The sequence below is a fragment of the Pseudomonas sp. W22_MBD1_FP4 genome, assembly GCF_052113765.1.
GTDB lineage: Bacteria > Pseudomonadota > Gammaproteobacteria > Pseudomonadales > Pseudomonadaceae > Aquipseudomonas > Aquipseudomonas sivasensis.
In genome coordinates, this window is sequence record NZ_JBGQOI010000009.1 from 63,309 (window position 1) to 81,981 (window position 18,673).

Consider the following 18,673-nt stretch of genomic DNA (forward strand, 5'->3'; position numbering starts at 1 on the left):
ACACTATTTCGACTTAGCCCACCTCTCTCACTGCCCGAAAAGCCTCATCAATCGCCGCATGGGCGTACGCACTCCATGCCGCATCCGAGTTGGCGATGCTCACATGCCCTACAGGTTTGCGCGCCAGATTCATCAACGCTTCGCTCTCATCTGCGTTATCAAACAAGCTGTTGGAGAAGCTCGCATACCCGTGTGACCAGCGGTTGACCGTGATCGCCAGAATATCCGTCTCGTGCTTGAACCCACCCTGCCCGAGCATGCGTTGCAGTTGGTCACGCAGTTGCGCCTCCAGTTGCTCGAACGTCTGCCCATACAGCTTGCCCCGCCCAGCGCGTGCCTGGTCGCGGGCGTTCATACCGCTGTTGGGGCTGGTGGGCACGTAGACCATGTGCAGGCCAATCGGCTGCGTCGGGTCCCGTGGGTGATCGTAGCCGCCCATGCTCACCGGGTAGTCCAGCTTGATGCGACTGTACGGTTGGGTCGCCGCGTAAATCTCATGCACCCCCAGTTTTTGGAAGGACTGCCAATTGCGGATTACCACCTTGGTGTACACCAGCGGGTATTTCACGTTCTGGCTCAAGGCATGGGCCTGGGGCGCTGGCAGGTCTTTGAGCAGGTACGGAATCATCATGTTGTAGCACGCCAGGATGCAGCGGTTGCCGCGCACCTGTGCGAGTTGGCCGCCTCGGCTGTAGCCGATATGCACACCGCCATCGACGTTACGCACGCTGACGGCGGTGCTGTTCAAGCGCAGCCGTACCGCCGCCTTGGGTTGGTCGAGCCTGGCGTAGTCAAAGGTAGCCAGCACGATGTCGTCCATGGTGTGCCCCGGTGCTACGCCTGGGATAAGACTACGTACCAGCAATCGCGCCACCGAGGCGTTGCCATCCGGGAAGTGGTAGATGTAGGGCTCTTCCATTTCCGCTGCGGCTTCTTCGCTGATCGGTGCCAGGTTCATGCCCGCAAACCCCGGGAAACCTACGCTATAGGCATCGGCCGCTGCCACGGCATCAATGCTCAGCGCCATGAAGTCATTGGTACGGCTTTGGAAGTACTTCACCGCGCCTTCCGATAACCCTACGTCCTTGAGCAGGAAATTGCGGTAGCTGGTCGCCGCCAGATGGTCGGCCTTTTCTTCGGCAGTCTTACCTGGCAAGTAGTCCTTTGGCGTCATGTGCAGGTCTATCAGCGCCTGGCGATCCTCTGCAGGCAGGGGGAAGTCATTGATGAAGTCGCTGATGGACCGCGCATGCAGTTGGTCCGGCGCAATATCGTCGGCCACCATGGGCGTCGGGTCGCCGGTCACCAGTTTGTCTTCGCCGAAGTTTTCCTTGTCGAAAAACACACCGCGCGACAGGCCCAGGTTGGGGTAGAACTGGCGGTCGAAGGCGGTTTCGAAGCGCTTGATATCAACCCCGAGCTTCTTCAACAGCCCGTTCACTTCCTTGCTGTACAGATGGTTCGGCGACTGCAACGCCTCGCTGCCGCCGTAACCGATGATCATGCGGCCACCGGCCTGGAATTCATTGCGCTTGGCGTGGCCGCCGAAGTCGTCGTGGTTTTCCAGGATCAGGATCTTCGCCTTGGGGTGCTTTTCCCGGTAGAACCATGCCGCCGACAAACCGCTCAAGCCACCCCCGACCACCACCAGGTCGTAATCCTCGGTGATCGGCAATTTCTCGGTGTCGAACACTTTCTTTTCCCAGCCCATCTGGTGAGCCACTTCGAACGAGCCGACATGGCTGCCGCGCAGGCCGGTAAGGGCAGGGGGGTAGTAGCGGCCATCGGGTGCGGCCTGGAGCAGTTGCAGTGGGGTCATGCCTGCGGCAACGGTAATGGCGACGCCGTTGAGGAAGTCGCGGCGGGTGATGTCCATTGGTGGGAACCTGAGATTTTATTGTTGTAGGACCCGGCACCCAAGGCAGGTGCCGGGGAGGCGCTTAATCAGTGCTTGAACATCACATGGCGAATGGTGGTGTAGTCCTCCAGCCCATACATGGACATGTCCTTGCCATAACCCGATAGTTTCTGACCGCCATGGGGCATTTCGCTGACCAGCATGAAGTGGGTATTCACCCACGTGCAGCCATACTGCAACCGCGCGGCCAAACGGTGGGCGCGGCCTACATCGGCGGTCCATACGGACGACGCCAAGCCGTAGTCCGAATCATTGGCCCAGCCCAACACCTGTGCTTCGTCGGTGAACTTAGTCACCGACACCACTGGCCCAAACACCTCGCGGCGCACGATTTCATCGTCCTGCTGTGCATCGGCTAATACCGTCGGCTCAAAGAAGAACCCATTGCCGTCCACCGCCTTGCCACCGGTGATCAGGCGGATATGCGGCTGTGCCACCGCACGCTCGACAAACCCCGCGACACGGTCGCGGTGCTGTGCGGTGATCAGCGGGCCCAGTTCGGTGGCCGGGTCATCCTGCAAGCCGTATTTGATGCTGGCGACCGCCGCGCCGAGCTTCTCGACAAATGCGTCGTAGATATCCGCTTGGGCGTAAATGCGGCACGCGGCCGTGCAGTCCTGGCCGGCGTTATAGAAGCCAAAGGTGCGAATGCCTTCCACGGCGGCATCGATGTCCGCGTCGTTGAAGATGATCACCGGCGCTTTGCCGCCCAACTCCATGTGCATGCGCTTCACGCTGTCAGCGGTGCTGGAAATGATATTCGCGCCGGTGGCGATGGAGCCGGTCAGCGACACCATGCGCACTTTCGGGTGGTTCACCAGTGGGCTGCCCACGGTCGGCCCACGACCGAACACCAGGTTGAGTACGCCGGCCGGGAAAATCTCCGACGCCAGTTCAACCATGCGCAACGCGGTCAGCGGGGTTTGCTCCGACGGCTTGAGCACCACGGTATTACCGGCGGCCAGGGCCGGGGCGATTTTCCAGGCGACCATCATCAGCGGGTAGTTCCACGGCGCGATGGAGGCGATCACGCCCACCGGGTCGCGGCGGATCATCGAGGTGTGGCCCGGCAGGTATTCACCGCCGGCCGAGCCGCTCATGCAACGGCTGGCGCCGGCGAAGAAGCGGAACACATCGGCAATCGCCGGGATCTCGTCGTTCAGCGCAGCGCTGTAGGGCTTGCCGCAGTTGTCCGATTCCAGCTTGGCCAGCTCTTCGCCGTGGGCTTCGATCGCGTCGGCCAGTTTCAGCAGCAGCAGCGAGCGGTCCTTCGGTGCGGTTTGCGACCAACCTTCGAACGCCGCATCGGCTGCGCGCACAGCGGCGTCGACCTGGGCTTCGCTGGCTTCCTTGATTTCTACCAGTACGCGGCCGAGGGCTGGGTTGAATACGGCTTGAGCCGGGCCTTCACCCTCGATCAGTTGGCCGTTGATCAGTAATTTGGTTTGCATGGTTCAGCTCTCCACAAACTATTGTTATTTCCTTGAAGCAACCGACTCTAAATGTGGGAGGGGGCTTGCCCCCGATGACAGTCTTTCAGTCACATCATCTACAACTGACCCACCGCTATCGGGAGCAAGCCCCCTCCCACATTTGAGCTCGGTGCCTTCAATAAAAAAGTTATTTACCGCCACTCCCGGCCACGCTTTCACCACCGCGGGTCAGGTAATAGGCACCAAGAATCGGGAACATCGTCACCAGCATCACCAGCATCGCCACCACGTTGGTCACCGGCACATCCCTCGGGCGACTCAATTGGTTGAGCAACCACAGCGGCAAGGTGCGCTCGTGGCCGGCGGTGAAGGTGGTGACGATGATTTCGTCGAACGACAGCGCGAAGGCGAGCATGCCGCCGGCCAGCAGCGCCGAGCCCAGGTTGGGCATGATGATGTAGCGGAAGGTCTGCCAGCCGTCGGCGCCCAGGTCCATCGAGGCTTCGATCAGGCTGTGAGACGTGCGGCGCAAACGGGCGATGACGTTGTTGTAGACGATCACCACGCAGAAGGTCGCGTGGCCGACGATGATGGTGAACATCCCGGGCTCGATGCCCAACGTCTTGAACGTCGCCAGCAACGCGATACCGGTGATGATCCCCGGCAGCGCAATCGGCAGGATCAGCATCAGCGACACGCCTTGCTTGCCAAAGAACTCGCGGCGATACAGCGCCGCTGAGGCCAGCGTGCCAAGCACCATGGCAATCAGGGTGGCAATGGCGGCGATCTGCAGCGACAACTTGATCGACTCCAGCACGTCCGGCCGGGCGAACGCCACGCTGAACCACTTCAACGTGAAGCCCTGTGGCGGAAAGCTGAACGCAGCTTCTTCGGTATTGAAGGCGTAGAGGAAGATGATCAGGATCGGGAAGTGTAAAAACACCAGGCCGCCCCAGGCTGCGATCTTTAGTCCCAGCGAAGATTTCTCAGAGTGCATCGAAGGCCCCCAGGCGTTTGACGATGGACAGGTAAACCGCAATCAGCACGATGGGCACCAGGGTGAACGCCGCTGCCATGGGCATGTTGCCGATGGCGCCTTGCTGCGCGTAGACCATGCCACCGACGAAGTAGCCCGGTGGGCCCACCAGTTGCGGCACGATGAAATCGCCCAGGGTCAGCGAGAAGGTGAAGATCGACCCGGCGGCAATCCCCGGAATCGACAGTGGCAGAATCACTTGCATAAAGGTCTGGCGCGGCTTGGCGCCCAGATCCGCCGAGGCTTGCAGCAACGACGGCGGCAAACGCTCCAGCGATGCCTGGATCGGCAGGATCATGAACGGCAGCCAGATATAGACGAACACCATGAACCGCCCCAGGTGTGAGGTGCTCAAGGTGCTGCCGCCCACACCGGGAATACCCAGCACGAACTGCAACACCGGTTCCAGGCCCAGGTGCTGCACAAACCACTGCGCCACGCCGCCCTTGGCCAGCAGCAGGGTCCAGGCGTAGGCCTTGACGATGTAACTGGCCCACATCGGCATCATCACTGCGATGTAAAAGAATGCCTTGGTCTTGCCCGTGGTGTAGCGCGCCATGTAGTAGGCAATCGGGAAGGCCACGATGGCGCTGGCAATCGACACCACAATCGCCATGCTCAAGGTGCGAAGGATGATGTCGAAGTTCGACGGCTGGAACAGTGCGGCGAAGTTGGCCAGGGTCAGGTCCGGCGTGACCGCCATGGTGAAGTCGTCGAAGGTGTAGAAGCCTTGCCACAGCAAGGTCAGCAACGAGCCGAGGTAAATCGCGCCGAACCAGATCAGCGGCGGTATCAACAGCATCGCCAGATATAGGTTGGGCTTGCGGTACAGCAGGTTGGAAAACCTGCGCATCGGTGGTTGGGAGAGGGCCAGGCTCATGTCACACCTCGCCTGCAATGTCGGTCAGCGGTGTCATGGCTTCCCGCGCCCAGCGCGCGGTAATGGACTGGCCGACCTGATGGCCGCTGCTGATATCCAGCCACTGGTTGTTGGCCTGGCTGATGTTCAGCGCCTGGCCGTTTTCCAGTTTCAGCTCATAGCGGGTGGCGCTGCCCTGGTACTGGATGTCATGCAGCAGGCCGCTGACTTCCACTTCGCTGGCACCCAGTGGGCCGTCGGCAAACCGCACGTGTTCCGGGCGGATCGAAAATGGCTGCGCGCTGCCGCTGAGGCGCTGGGCCAGCTCGCCGCGAATCACGTTGGAGGTGCCGACGAATTCGGCGACGAATGAGGTAGCCGGTTTCATGTACAGGTTGCGCGGGGTGTCGACTTGTTCGATGCGGCCTTTGTTGAACACTGCCACGCGGTCGGACATCGACAACGCTTCGGTTTGATCGTGGGTCACGAAAATAAAGGTGATGCCCAACTGGCGTTGCAGCTTCTTCAGCTCGCTTTGCATCTGTTCGCGCAGCTTGAGGTCAAGGGCGCCCAAGGGTTCATCGAGCAGCAGCACGCGGGGGCGATTGACCAGTGCGCGTGCCAGTGCCACACGCTGGCGCTGCCCACCTGAAAGTTGCACCGGCTTACGGTCGCCATACCCACCGAGGGCGACCATGCCCAAGGCTTCTTCGGCGCGGTTCAGGCGTTCGGCCTTGCCCACGCCTTTGACCTTGAGGCCGTAGGCCACGTTGTCGCGCACATTCATATGGGGGAACAGTGCGTAATCCTGGAACACGGTGTTTACGTCACGCTGATACGGCGGCAAGCCGGCGGCTTCCTCGCCATGAATGCGGATCGAGCCAGCGCTCGGTTGCTCGAACCCGGCGATCAGGCGCAGGCAAGTGGTCTTGCCAGAGCCGGAAGGGCCGAGCATGGAAAAGAACTCGCCGTCCTGGATATCGATGGAAACCCGGTCGACGGCTTTCACTTCGCCGAACTGACGGGAAACGTGGGTGAATTGGACTGCAAGCGTCATGGTGCGGTGCTCCAAAAAGGCGCGGGTCGTCGCAGCGGCCCGGCCTGGACTTCTGAAAAAACAAAACATCTATGAGTGCGGTCAATGTGGGAGGAGGCTTGCTCCCGATGACGGTGTGTCAGGCAACACAGGTTTGTCTGATGTACCGCTATCGTGAGCAAGCCCCCTCCCACAGGGGACCTAGGTCGTTTGGAAGGCCTTACCTGCCGCCCATGATCGCGATGTAATCCTGGGTCCAGCGGCTGTACGGTACGAACTTGCCGCCCTCAGCCTGTGGGGTTTTCCAGAAGGCGATCTTGTCGAACTGGTCGAAGCCGTTGGTCTTGCAACCCTCGGCGCCGAGCAGTTCGCTTTCCTTACAGGCCGCAGGCACCGCTGGCAGCGAACCGAACCAGGCGGCGACATCGCCCTGGACCTTCGGCTGCAGCGACCAGTCCATCCACTTGTAGGCGCAGTTCGGGTGCTTGGCCTCGCTGTGCAACATGGTGGTGTCGGCCCAGCCGGTGGCGCCCTCTTTCGGAATGGTCGAGGCAATTGGCTGCTTTTCATTGACCAGCCCGTTGACCTGATACGGCCAGGCGCTGGAGGCCACCACGCCTTCGTTCTTGAAGTCACTCATTTGCACGGTGGTGTCGTGCCAGTAGCGGTGGATCAACGGTTGCTGGGCGCGCAACAGGTCGAGCACGGCTTTGTACTGGGTTTCGGTCAGTTCGTATGGGCTCTGGATGCCCAGTTCCGGCTGGGTCGATTTGAGGTACAGCGCTGCATCGGCGATGTAGATCGGGCCGTCATAGGCCTGCACGCGGCCTTTGTTCGGCTTGCCGTCCGGCAGGTTCTGGGCGTTGAACAGCACATCCCAACTGGTGGGCGCGGTCTTGAACACGTTGGTGTTGTACATCAGCACGTTCGGGCCCCATTGGTACGGGGTGCCGTAGGTCTGCTGGCCGACCACGTACCACGGCGCGTCTTTAAGGCGTGGGTCGATGTTTTTCCAGTTTGGGATCAGCGAGGTGTTGATCGGCTGCACACGCTTGCCGACGATCAACCGCAGCGACGCATCGCCCGACGCGGTGACCAGGTCATACCCGCCCTTGGCCATCAGGCTGACCATTTCGTCAGAAGTGGCGGCGGTTTTCACATTGACCTTGCAGCCGGTTTCCTTCTCGAAACCAGTGACCCAGTCGTAGGCCTTGTCGCTTTCGCCACGTTCGATATAGCCGGGCCAGGCGACGATATCCAGCTGGCCTTCGCCAGCGCCAATCGCCTTGAGCGGTTCGGCGGCCTGAATGCTGGCGCTGGCCAGCAGCGCGGTGGTCAAGGCACTGAGCAGTGCGGTCTTGTGCGCGGACATGGGGGTTCCCTCTTCTTTAATTATGGTCGGGGCAGTTGTGTGCAACCGGTGACGCAAAAGCTTAGTTGTTGTTTTAAAGATGTTGGCCGTGGCGGGCCATGATGTGGCGCACCACGCTGTAGTCCTGTAGCGAATCACTGGACAGATCTTTCCCATACCCCGAGCGCTTCAAGCCGCCGTGGGGCATTTCGCTGACCAGCATGAAATGGCTGTTGATCCAAGTGCAGCCGTATTGCAGGCGTGCGGCTACCTGCATGGCCTTATCCAGATTCTGGGTCCATACAGAGGAGGCCAGGCCGTATTCGGAGTCATTGGCCCAGTCCACCGCCTGTTCCAGCTCATCGAAGCGGGTCACGGTGACCACTGGACCAAACACTTCGCGCTGCACAATTTCATCGCTCTGTTTACAGCCGGCGAGCAAGGTTGGCTGGTAATAGAAGCCCGCGCCGGAATGCACGGCGGCGCCCGTGACCCGCTCGATATGCGGCTGGCCGAGGGCACGCTCGACAAAACTGGCCACGCGGTCGCGCTGGCGCGTACTGATCAGCGGGCCGAGTTCGTTGTCGGCATCACGCTTGCCGGCAAAGCGCAGGCTGCTGACCGCCGCACCGAGGTCGGCGACCAATTTGTCGTGAATCCCCGCCTGGGCGTAGATGCGGCATGCGGCGGTGCAGTCCTGGCCGGCGTTGTAGTAACCGTAGGCGCGCACACCCTCGACCACGGCCTGCAGGTCGGCATCGTTACACACGATTACCGGCGCTTTGCCGCCCAGTTCCAGGTGCGTGCGTTTGAGCGTCTTGGACGCGGCTTGCAGGATTTTCTGCCCGGTGACGATATCGCCGGTCAGGGAAACCATGCGCACTTTCGGGTGGCTGACCAGATGACTGCCCACCCCTTCACCGCCGCCACAGAGAATGTTGATGACCCCGCGTGGTAACAAGTCCTTCAGCACAGGGGCCAGTGCGAGGATCGACAGCGGCGTATGTTCCGACGGCTTGAACACCAAGGTATTACCGGCAGCCAGCGCCGGGGCGATCTTCCAGGCGGCCATCATCAACGGGTAGTTCCACGGTGCGATGGAGGCGACGACGCCAATTGGATCGCGCCGCACCATGCTGGTGTAGCCCGGCAGGTATTCGCCGCTCAGTTGCCCTGTCTGGCAGCGCACGGCCCCGGCGAAGAAGCGGAACACGTCGACGGTGGCGCTCAAGTCATCCTGACGTGCCAGGTGCAACGGCTTGCCGCAGTTCAGGGATTCCAGGCGGGCCAGGTAATCGGCTTGTTTTTCGATGGCATCAGCGATGCCCAGAAGAATGTTTGAACGCTGTTGCGGCGTGGTCCGCGACCAGCTGGCAAATGCGCGGTGGGCCGCGAGGATGGCTGATTCGACCTGCTCGGTGCTGGCTTCAGCAATTTGGGTAAGCACTTCACCGGTGGCCGGGTTGATGATCGGCTCGGCGAATCCCTGGCCCTGGACCAGTTCGCCGTCGATCAGCAACGCAGTAAGCAGCGGGGTGGGCGCGCCGGACATTTTTCGCGATCTCTTTTCTTGTGTGGTCATGGGCGTTCTCTTACAAGGCGCCGGACCTTCTCTTATGGATGAACTGAGAGTAGAGGTCAGGCGCGAGGTCAACAAATACTAAATACTGAATGCAGCATTCGATTAAATAGATGGCTTGCGTGGGTGCGGCTGTTCCCGGGCCACGGTGAGGAACGGGTCTACCAGCGCGGGACGCGCGGTGCCTCGGCGCCACGCCAGGCCCACATCGAGGGTCTGGCTGAGGTCGGCGATCGGCCGTGCCTCGATGATGTCGCCCTCCAGGGACCATGGGCGGTAGGTCATGTCTGGCTGAATCGACACGCCCAGTCCTGCTGCCACCAGGCTGCGCACTGCCTCCGTCGATGCTGTACGCAGCGTGACGCGGGGTTGCAAGCCTGCGCTGGTCCAAAGGCGCTGGGCGTTTTGGCCCATTTCATCGACATTCAGCTGGATCAACGGCTCGCGCGCGACATCGGCCAGGTTGATGCTGTCGTGCTCCAGCAGCGGGTGCTGCGCCGGCAGCCACAGGCGATGGGGCGAGTGGGTCAGGACTTCTGTCTGAAGGGCGTGGCGGTCTTCGAGGTTGGAGAGGATCAGCACGCCGACGTCGATTTCGCCGCTCACCAGCAAATGCTCGATATAGGGCCGTTCGTCCTCCATCACGCGGATTTCCACATTGGGGTAGGCGCGCTGGAAGCGGGTGAGCAGGTCGGCGAGGTAGTAGCCGGCCACCAGGCTGGTCACGCCGATGATCAATTGCCCGGCCACTTGGTCGGTGCTTTGTTGCAGGCTGCGCTTGGCGTTGTCGACGGTGGCGAGGATCAGGTGCGCCTGGCGCAGGAACTGGTGGCCCTGGTGGGTGAGGGTCATGCCCTTGGCGTGGCGGTTGAACAGGTTTACCCCGATTTCCTGCTCCAATTGCTGGATCGCCAGGGTCAGGGTCGACTGGGAAATAAACGCGGTCTGCGCGGCGGCGGAGATCGAGCCGGTCTCGGCCACGGCGATAAAGTGCCGGATTTGACGCAAGGTCATCATGCTGGAATTACCAGTGGGGTGTTTTTATAGATTTGTCCGAGTGTATATCGGTTTTAGCGAACGGCAGTGGCGTTACATCTGGAAGCACTCTAGATCGGGGCTTTTTGGCACTTAGTTTTACGCTGAGGGCCTATTGGTCCTATGAACCCAAGTGTCTGGAGGCTACGAATGAATACCCGTGGATTGCTCGATCAGTTGCTCAAGTCCGGCCAGGACATGCTGCAAAACAAGGCTGGCGGCCAACGCAAGCAGGACGACAAAGGCGCCTTGGGCGGACTGCTTGGCGGCGGAGGGTTGGGCAGCCTGCTTGGCGGTGCCGGTGGCGGCGCCCTGGCAGCCGGTGCCATGGGCTTGTTGATGGGCAACAAGAAGGCGCGCAAATTCGGCGGCAAAGCCCTGACCTACGGCGGGCTGGCCGCATTGGGCGTCATTGCCTACAAGGCCTACGGCAACTGGCAGGCCAATCAAGCCAATGCGCCCAAGGGCGAGCCGCAGACCATCGACCGCCTGCCACCGGCCCAAGTCGAGCAGCACAGCCAAGGCATTCTCAAGGCGCTGGTTGCAGCAGCCAAGGCCGACGGCCATGTGGATGAGCGCGAGCGAGAGCTGATCGAGGGTGAGTTCACCAAGCTGGATAACGACCGCGAGCTGCAAAGCTGGCTGCACGCCGAGCTGAACAAACCTCTGGACCCGGCCGATGTCGCCCGCGCGGCAAGCACCCCGGAAATGGCTGCCGAAATGTATATCGCCAGTGTGATGCTGGTCGACGAAGAAAACTTCATGGAAAAGGCCTATCTGGACGAATTGGCCCGCCAACTGAAACTGGAGCCTGGCTTGAAGCTGGAGCTGGAAAAGCAGGTGCGTCAAGCTACCCTCTGAGCATCTCTGTATAGATAAAGCACCCTGGCTGGCTGAATGCCCCAGGGTGTTTTTGCATTCCATGAGCGCTGCATCAAAACCCATTGATTAATGAGGCCTTCTGCTCAGCTATACTCCCCTCCATTTGAATGGCCCTTCGAGGAATTACTGTGAAGAACTGGACCTTGCGCCAACGCATCCTGGCAAGTTTTGCGGTCATTATCGCCATCATGCTGTTAATGGTTGTGGTCTCCTACTCACGGTTGCTGAAGATCGAAACCAGTCAGGAAGCCGTCCGGGACGATGCGGTACCGGGGGTTTATCTCAGTTCTATGATCCGCAGCGCGTGGGTCGACAGTTACCTTCAGACCATCGACATCATTGGTCTGCGTGAGGATAAAACCTTCACCAATACCGACAAGGCCGACTACAAGGCCTTCGAAGCGCGTATTGAGCAACAGATGGCCAATTACGAAAAAACCGTGCGCAGCCAGGCTGATCGCATGGAGTTCGATAACTTCAAAGCCGCACACATCAATTACAACAAGGTCCTTGAGCAGTTGCTGGACCGCGTCCAGAACAACGACCTGCCCGCTGCACGCGAGTTGCTTGAGGAGCAACTGACGCCGATCTGGATCGAAGGTCGCATGAAGCTCAATGACATTATTACGGAGAACAAAAACGTCTCTGATCGCGCCACCGCGGCGATTGACGACGCCGTTCTGTCGGCCAAGATCAGCATGGGCGTGTCGCTGATCATCGCCATCCTCGCCGCCGGCCTGTGCGGCCTCCTGCTGATGCGCGCGATCATGGCGCCGATGCAGCGCATCGTCGAAATCCTCGACACCATGCGCACTGGCGACCTGAGCAAACGCCTGAACCTGGAGCGCAAGGACGAATTCAACGCGGTAGAAACCGGCTTCAACGACATGATGACCGAGCTCACCGCTCTGGTTTCCCAGGCGCAACGCTCTTCGGTTCAGGTCACCACCTCAGTGACGGAGATTGCGGCGACCTCCAAGCAGCAGCAGGCCACTGCCACCGAAACTGCCGCGACCACCACCGAGATCGGCGCCACTTCGCGGGAAATCGCCGCCACTTCCAAGGATCTGGTGCGTACCATGACCGAAGTCTCCACCGCTGCCGACCAGGCTTCGGTGGCCGCCGGTTCTGGCCAGCAGGGCCTGGCGCGTATGGAAGAGACCATGCATTCGGTGATGGGGGCCGCCGACCTGGTGAACGCCAAACTGGCGATCCTCAATGAGAAGGCCGGCAACATCAACCAGGTGGTGGTGACCATCGTCAAAGTCGCCGACCAGACCAACCTGTTGTCCCTGAACGCCGCCATCGAAGCGGAAAAAGCCGGTGAATACGGCCGCGGGTTTGCCGTGGTCGCCACCGAAGTGCGTCGTCTGGCCGATCAGACCGCCGTGGCCACTTACGACATCGAGCAGATGGTGCGTGAGATTCAGTCGGCGGTGTCTGCTGGCGTGATGGGCATGGACAAGTTCTCCGAAGAAGTGCGCCGCGGCATGTTCGAAGTGCAGCAAGTGGGCGAGCAACTGTCTCAGATCATCCATCAGGTACAGGCCCTGGCGCCGCGGGTGTTGATGGTCAACGAGGGCATGCAGGCCCAGGCCACCGGCGCCGAGCAGATCAACCACGCGCTGGTGCAGCTGGGTGATGCCAGCAGTCAGACCGTCGAATCCCTGCGCCAAGCCAGCTTTGCCATTGATGAACTGAGCCAGGTTGCGGTGGGTCTGCGCAGCGGCGTGTCGCGTTTCAAAGTCTGATGAGCGACCTCGCGGCTAAACGCGGCGCCGTCCCGGCAGCGAAAAAGGCGTTGTTCCTGGTGTTTCACATCGGCAGTGAACGTTATGCCCTTAAGGCCACCGAAGTGGCCGAGGTGCTGCCGCGCCTGCCGCTCAAACCCATCGCCCATGCGCCCTCTTGGGTGGCGGGTATCTTTGCTCATCGCGGAGCGTTGGTGCCGGTCATCGACCTGAGTGCGCTGACCTTCGGTACGGCGGCCCAGGCGCGTACCAGCACGCGGTTGGTGTTGGTCAATTACCAGCCGCAACCCTGGGTCGAGTCTCGCCGGTTGGGGCTGATCCTTGAGCAGGCCACCGATACCCTGCGTTGCGACCCCGCGGAATTTCAGCCTTATGGCCTGGAGAACCCCCAGGCGCGCTATTTGGGGCCGGTGCGTGAGGATGCGTTGGGCCTGATGCAATGGATCGGCGTGAACGACGTGCTCACCGATGACGTGCGCGCCCTGTTGTTTTCTGCCGAGCTGAGCGTATGAGCAACGACCCGCGCTTCTTTGCCTTCCTCAAGGAACGTATCGGCCTGGACGTGGCGTCGGTCGGCGAGGCGATTATCGAGCGCGCCGTGCGCCAGCGCAGCCAGGCCGTGCAGGCGCAGACGCCAGGCGAATACTGGCAGCGCCTGCAAAGCTCCCACGACGAGCAACAAGCACTGATCGAAGCGGTGATCGTTCCCGAGACGTGGTTTTTCCGTTACCCCGAATCCTTTGCGACCCTGGCCCGGTTGGCGATTGCACGCCTGGCCGAGATCAAGCAGATGCGCGCGCTGCGCATCCTCAGCCTGCCGTGCTCCACCGGCGAAGAACCCTATTCGATTGCCATGGCCCTGCTCGATGCCGGCCTGGCGCCGCATCAGTTCAAGGTGCTGGGCCTGGACGTCAGCCCGCTGTCGGTGGAGCGTGCGCGGCGCGGGGTGTATGGCAAGAACTCGTTCCGCGGTAGCGATATTGCCTTTCGCGATCGCCACTTCACTGAACACAGCGACGGGTTCCACATCGCCGACCGCGTGCGCGAACAAGTGCGTCTGCAAGTCGGCAACTTACTGGACCCGACGCTGCTGGCGAACGAGGCGAGCTACGATTTCGTGTTTTGCCGCAACCTTTTGATCTATTTCGACCAGCCGACGCAGAAGCAAGTGTTCGATGTGCTCAAGGGCCTGACCCACGTAGACGGCGTACTGTTTATCGGCCCGGCCGAGGGCAGCCTGCTGGGCCGGCATGGCATGCGTTCGATCGGGGTGCCGCAGTCTTTCGCCTTTAGTCGGCACGCCGAACCTAACCTGCCGGCGCCGGTATTCGTGCCGATACCGAGCCCTCAGCGCAGCGCGGCGCCCATCCCCGTCAAGCCAAGGCCGTTCAGTACCGCGAGCGCCCAGGTGGTGCCGATCAAGCCACCGCCGCCTTCCGACGCGGGTACCTTGCTCAGCCGCATTGCCACCTTGGCCAACGAAGGCAAGAGTGCCGAGGCCCGTGTCGCCTGCGAACAGTATTTGAACAGCCACCCGCCAGCCGCCCAGGTGTTCTACTGGCTGGGGCTGCTCAGCGATGTGGCCGGCAGCGCCCTGGAGGCTCAGGGGTTTTATCGGAAAGCCTTGTACCTGGAACCTCAGCACCCGCAGGCCTTGATTCACCTGGCCGCGTTGCTCGAATCCCAGGGCGACAGCGCGGGGGCGCGCCGTTTGCAAGCGCGGGCCGCCCGTAGCGAGCGAGCAGACAGTGAGTCCAAACGATGAGTAGCCCCGACGCGCTCGACACCGCCGGCCTGGACCTGACTATGGCCGACACCCAGGCCATCGACGACTGCTGGAACCGGATCGGTATCCATGGCGACAAGTCCTGCCCGCTGCTGGTGGACCATATCCACTGCCGCAACTGTGCGGTGTACTCAGCGGCCGCCACGCGCCTGCTGGATCGCTACGCCCTGCAGCAGGACGACCATCGTCCGGCCGCTGCAGTTGAAGTCGACGAAGAAATCGTCACCCGCTCGTTGCTGATGTTCCGTCTCGGTGAAGAGTGGTTGGGCATCGCCACCCGCTGCCTGGTGGAGGTGGCTCCGTTGCAACCGATTCACTCGCTGCCGCACCAGCGTTCCCGCGCCTTGCTCGGCGTGGCGAACGTGCGGGGGGCGCTGGTGGCGTGCCTGTCTCTGGTGGAGCTGCTCGGCCTGGACAACACCGGTCACGGCGCCAGTGGCGGGCGGATCATGCCGCGTATGTTGATCATCGCCGCGCAGGATGGCCCAGTGGTGGTACCGGTGGACGAAGTGGACGGCATCCATGCCATCGATGAGCGCACCTTGAACGCTGCGTCGGCGCCTGGCTCCCAGGCCAGCGCACGCTTCACTCAGGGCGTGTTGCAATGGAAGGGCCGCAGCCTGCGTTGGCTGGATGAGGCGCAATTGTTGTCCGCCGTGACCCGGAGCCTCACATGACCCCCGACCAGATGCGCGACGCCTCGCTGCTGGAACTGTTCAGCCTGGAAGCCGATGCACAGACCCAGGTACTGAGCGCGGGCCTGCTGGCCCTGGAGCGTAACCCGACCCAGGCCGACCAGCTTGAAGCCTGCATGCGCGCGGCCCATTCGCTCAAGGGCGCGGCGCGGATCGTGGGGGTGGATGCGGGTGTCAGCGTGTCCCACGTCATGGAGGATTGCCTGGTCAGCGCCCAGGAAAGTCGCCTGTACCTGCAACCTGAACACATTGACGCCTTGCTGCAAGGCACCGACCTGCTGATGCGCATCGCCACCCCGGGAAACACCGTGGGGCCAGCGGACATCGACGCTTATGTGGCGTTGATGGAGCGCCTGTTGGATCCGTCGCAGCCCACCGCTAAAGCTGCGCCACCGCCTGTCGTGTCCCAGCCTGCACCCGCGCCGGTCATCGAAGAATTGCCGCCGGAGCCCGAGCCCGCTCCCCCTGTTGCCAGCGATCCGCCGCGTCAGGGCAAGCGCATGACCGAAGGCGGCGAGCGCGTGTTGCGCGTGACCGCCGAGCGCTTGAACAGTCTGCTGGATCTGTCGAGCAAATCCCTGGTGGAAACCCAGCGGCTCAAGCCCTATCTGGCCAGCATGCAGCGCCTCAAACGTATTCAAAGCAATAGCGTGCGCGCCCTGGACACACTGGACGGTCATCTCAAGACTCTGGATCTGAACCTCGAAGCCCAGGAAGCCCTTGCTGATACCCGTCGCCTGCTGAGCGAAGCGCAGGCCTTACTGGCGGAAAAAACTGCCGAGCTGGATGAGTTCGGCTGGCAGGCCGGGCAGCGCGCTCAGGTGCTCTACGACACTGCGCTGGCCTGTCGCATGCGTCCGTTTGCCGATGTGCTGGCCGGGCAGGTGCGTATGGTGCGCGACCTCGGCCGCAGCCTCGGCAAGCAGGTGCGCCTGGAGATCGAGGGCGAAAAGACCCAGGTCGACCGTGATGTGCTGGAAAAGCTCGAAGCGCCACTCACCCATCTATTGCGCAATGCCGTCGACCACGGCATCGAAATGCCCGACCAGCGCCTGCTGGCCGGCAAACCCGCCGAAGGCTTGATCCGCCTGCGTGCCTCCCATCAGGCCGGTCTACTGGTGCTGGAACTGAGCGACGACGGCAACGGCGTTGACCTGGAGCGCCTGCGCGGGACCATTGTCGACCGTCATCTGTCGACCCTGGAGACTGTGTTGAACCTGAGCGAAGAGGAACTGCTGACGTTCCTGTTCCTGCCGGGTTTCAGCCTGCGCGACAAGGTTACCGAGGTGTCCGGGCGCGGCGTCGGACTGGATGCGGTGCAGCATATGGTCCGCCAGTTGCGCGGCGCGGTGGTGCTGGAGCAGACGGCGGGGCAGGGCAGTCGTTTTCACCTGGAGGTGCCGCTGACCCTTTCGGTGGTGCGCAGCCTGGTGGTGGAAGTTGGCGAAGAAGCCTATGCGTTCCCGCTGGCGCATATAGAACGTATGTGTGACCTGGCCCCCGACGACATTGTGCAACTCGAAGGCCGCCAGCATTTCTGGCACGAGGGCCGGCATGTTGGCCTGGTCGCCGCCAGCCAGCTGTTACAGCGCCCGCCGGGGCAGACCAATGACGAGACCTTGAAGGTGGTGGTGATCCGCGAGCGCGATGCGGTGTACGGTATCGCCGTGGAACGTTTCATCGGCGAGCGTACCCTAGTGGTGTTGCCGCTGGATGACCGCCTGGGCAAGGTCCAGGATATTTCCGCCGGCGCCTTGCTGGATGACGGCTCGGTGGTGTTGATCGTCGATGTTGAAGACATGCTGCGTTCGGTGGACAAGCTGCTCAACACCGGGCGCCTGGAACGCATTGCCCGGCGCAGCCAGCAGGTCACCGAGGCGCCGCGCAAACGCGTACTGGTGGTGGATGACTCGCTCACCGTGCGTGAGTTGCAACGTAAATTGCTGCTTAATCGCGGGTACGAAGTGGCCGTTGCGGTCGACGGTATGGACGGCTGGAACGCCTTGCGTTCCGAAGACTTCGACCTGCTGATCACTGACATTGATATGCCTCGCATGGACGGTATTGAATTGGTCACACTCTTGCGCCGTGATACTCGCCTGCAATCGTTGCCGGTGATGGTGGTGTCGTACAAAGACCGTGAAGAGGACCGTCGCCGTGGGTTGGATGCCGGCGCCGATTATTACTTGGCCAAGGCCAGCTTCCACGACGACGCGTTGCTGGACGCCGTCGTGGAGCTGATTGGGGGCGCGCGGTCATGAGGGTTGCGATCGTCAACGACATGCCCCTGGCCGTGGAGGCCTTGCGCCGCGCCTTGAATTTCGAGCCCTCGCACGAGGTGGTGTGGGTGGCCGGCAATGGTCTGGAGGCAGTGCAGCGCTGCGCTGAGTTGACGCCTGACCTGATCCTGATGGATCTGATCATGCCGGTGATGGACGGCGTGGAGGCCACGCGGCAGATCATGGCCGAGACCCCGTGCGCGATCCTGTTGGTGACCGTCGACCGCCAGGCCAATATGAGCCGGGTGTTCGAAGCCATGGGCCACGGCGCCCTGGATGTGGTGGACACGCCTGCACTCGGCGTAGGCAATCCAAAGGATGCGGCGGCACCGCTGCTGCGCAAAATCCTCAACATCGGCTGGCTGATCGGCCAGCGCGGCAGCCGCGTGCGCACCGAAACCACGTCAGCGCGCACCTCCGGCAAACGCCAGAGTTTGGTGGCTATCGGCTCTTCGGCGGGTGGCCCGGCTGCCCTGGAAATCCTGCTCAAGGGTTTACCCCGTGACTTTCCCGCCGCCATTGTGCTGGTGCAGCATGTGGACCAGGTCTTTGCCGCCGGCATGGCCGAATGGCTCAGCAGTGCTTCCGGGCTGCCGGTGCGCCTGGCCCGCGAAGGCGAACCGCCGCAAAGCGGTGTGGTCTTGCTGGCCGGTACCAATCACCACATTCGTCTATTGAAGAACGGCACGCTAGCCTATACCGCAGAGCCGGTGAACGAGATTTACCGGCCTTCGATCGACGTGTTCTTCGAAAGCGTGGCCAGCCACTGGAATGGTGACGCCGTCGGCGTACTGCTGACCGGCATGGGTCGTGACGGGGCCCAGGGCCTTAAGTTATTGCGTGAACAAGGTTATTTGACCATCGCCCAGGATCAGCAGAGCTCGGCGGTGTATGGCATGCCCAAAGCGGCGGCGGCGATTGATGCCGCTGTTGAAATTCGCCCTCTGGACAGAATTGCGCCCCGATTACTGGAGGTCTTTGCACAATGAACATGACCTTGCGCGATGCTGGCTTGCAGGTAGTAATTCAGGTG

15 protein-coding genes are annotated in these 18,673 nt (G+C 61.7%); 7 read left to right on the plus strand and 8 right to left on the minus strand.

Annotated elements, in window-relative coordinates; all coding sequences use genetic code 11:
• Positions 1–13: 13 nt before the first annotated feature.
• The 8 genes from ACEN2T_RS13620 to ACEN2T_RS13655 all read right to left on the minus strand — a co-directional run bounded on the left by ACEN2T_RS13620 (position 14) and on the right by ACEN2T_RS13655 (position 10,229).
• Positions 14–1,876: an NAD(P)-binding protein gene (locus tag ACEN2T_RS13620; RefSeq protein WP_442116854.1), complete on the minus strand. Its 1,863-nt coding sequence runs from the start codon at positions 1,874–1,876 to the stop codon at positions 14–16.
• A 68-nt stretch (positions 1,877–1,944) separates the two neighbouring features.
• Complete coding sequence (locus tag ACEN2T_RS13625) at positions 1,945–3,369, minus strand: gamma-aminobutyraldehyde dehydrogenase (RefSeq protein WP_442116855.1); 1,425 nt, start codon at positions 3,367–3,369, stop codon at positions 1,945–1,947.
• Positions 3,370–3,538: 169 nt separating this feature from the next.
• Entirely contained in the window at positions 3,539–4,348 is an 810-nt protein-coding gene (locus ACEN2T_RS13630) for an ABC transporter permease (RefSeq protein ID WP_032891735.1), read from the minus strand.
• Positions 4,338–5,267 (minus strand): ABC transporter permease, encoded by a 930-nt coding sequence (locus ACEN2T_RS13635; protein WP_032891733.1) that lies wholly within the window; start codon positions 5,265–5,267, stop codon positions 4,338–4,340. Before ACEN2T_RS13635 ends, ACEN2T_RS13630 begins: the two co-directional genes overlap by 11 nt.
• 1 nt (position 5,268) lies before the next feature.
• Entirely contained in the window at positions 5,269–6,303 is a 1,035-nt protein-coding gene (locus ACEN2T_RS13640) for an ABC transporter ATP-binding protein (protein ID WP_442116856.1), read from the minus strand.
• 199 nt (positions 6,304–6,502) lie between these two features.
• Entirely contained in the window at positions 6,503–7,654 is a 1,152-nt protein-coding gene (gene ydcS / locus ACEN2T_RS13645) for a putative ABC transporter substrate-binding protein YdcS (protein ID WP_181642743.1), read from the minus strand.
• 73 nt (positions 7,655–7,727) lie between these two features.
• Positions 7,728–9,185: a gamma-aminobutyraldehyde dehydrogenase gene (locus ACEN2T_RS13650; RefSeq protein WP_339480972.1), complete on the minus strand. Its 1,458-nt coding sequence runs from the start codon at positions 9,183–9,185 to the stop codon at positions 7,728–7,730.
• Positions 9,186–9,317: 132 nt separating this feature from the next.
• Complete coding sequence (locus ACEN2T_RS13655; protein WP_032891728.1) at positions 9,318–10,229, minus strand: LysR family transcriptional regulator; 912 nt, start codon at positions 10,227–10,229, stop codon at positions 9,318–9,320.
• Between the two features lie 168 nt (positions 10,230–10,397).
• Between ACEN2T_RS13655 and ACEN2T_RS13660 the strand changes: the two genes are divergently transcribed.
• From ACEN2T_RS13660 to ACEN2T_RS13690, 7 genes are all read left to right on the plus strand, one after another.
• A complete protein-coding gene (locus ACEN2T_RS13660) occupies positions 10,398–11,108 on the plus strand; it encodes a tellurite resistance TerB family protein (RefSeq protein ID WP_122752562.1) in 711 nt (236 codons plus the stop codon).
• 149 nt (positions 11,109–11,257) lie between these two features.
• Positions 11,258–12,880, plus strand: coding sequence for a methyl-accepting chemotaxis protein (locus ACEN2T_RS13665; RefSeq protein WP_032891725.1), 1,623 nt, complete (start codon positions 11,258–11,260; stop codon positions 12,878–12,880).
• A complete protein-coding gene (locus tag ACEN2T_RS13670; RefSeq protein WP_032891724.1) occupies positions 12,880–13,392 on the plus strand; it encodes a chemotaxis protein CheW in 513 nt (170 codons plus the stop codon). Before ACEN2T_RS13665 ends, ACEN2T_RS13670 begins: the two co-directional genes overlap by 1 nt.
• Positions 13,389–14,645 carry a CheR family methyltransferase gene (locus ACEN2T_RS13675; RefSeq protein WP_032891723.1) on the plus strand — a complete coding sequence of 419 codons (1,257 nt, stop codon included), beginning with the start codon at positions 13,389–13,391 and terminating at the stop codon, positions 14,643–14,645. Before ACEN2T_RS13670 ends, ACEN2T_RS13675 begins: the two co-directional genes overlap by 4 nt.
• Entirely contained in the window at positions 14,642–15,343 is a 702-nt protein-coding gene (locus ACEN2T_RS13680) for a chemotaxis protein CheW (protein WP_032891722.1), read from the plus strand. The genes ACEN2T_RS13675 and ACEN2T_RS13680 overlap by 4 nt, the downstream gene beginning before the upstream one ends.
• Positions 15,340–17,622, plus strand: coding sequence for a hybrid sensor histidine kinase/response regulator (locus ACEN2T_RS13685; protein ID WP_122680275.1), 2,283 nt, complete (start codon positions 15,340–15,342; stop codon positions 17,620–17,622). Before ACEN2T_RS13680 ends, ACEN2T_RS13685 begins: the two co-directional genes overlap by 4 nt.
• Positions 17,619–18,629: a chemotaxis response regulator protein-glutamate methylesterase gene (locus tag ACEN2T_RS13690; RefSeq protein ID WP_032891720.1), complete on the plus strand. Its 1,011-nt coding sequence runs from the start codon at positions 17,619–17,621 to the stop codon at positions 18,627–18,629. Before ACEN2T_RS13685 ends, ACEN2T_RS13690 begins: the two co-directional genes overlap by 4 nt.
• Positions 18,630–18,673: the final 44 nt, after the last annotated feature.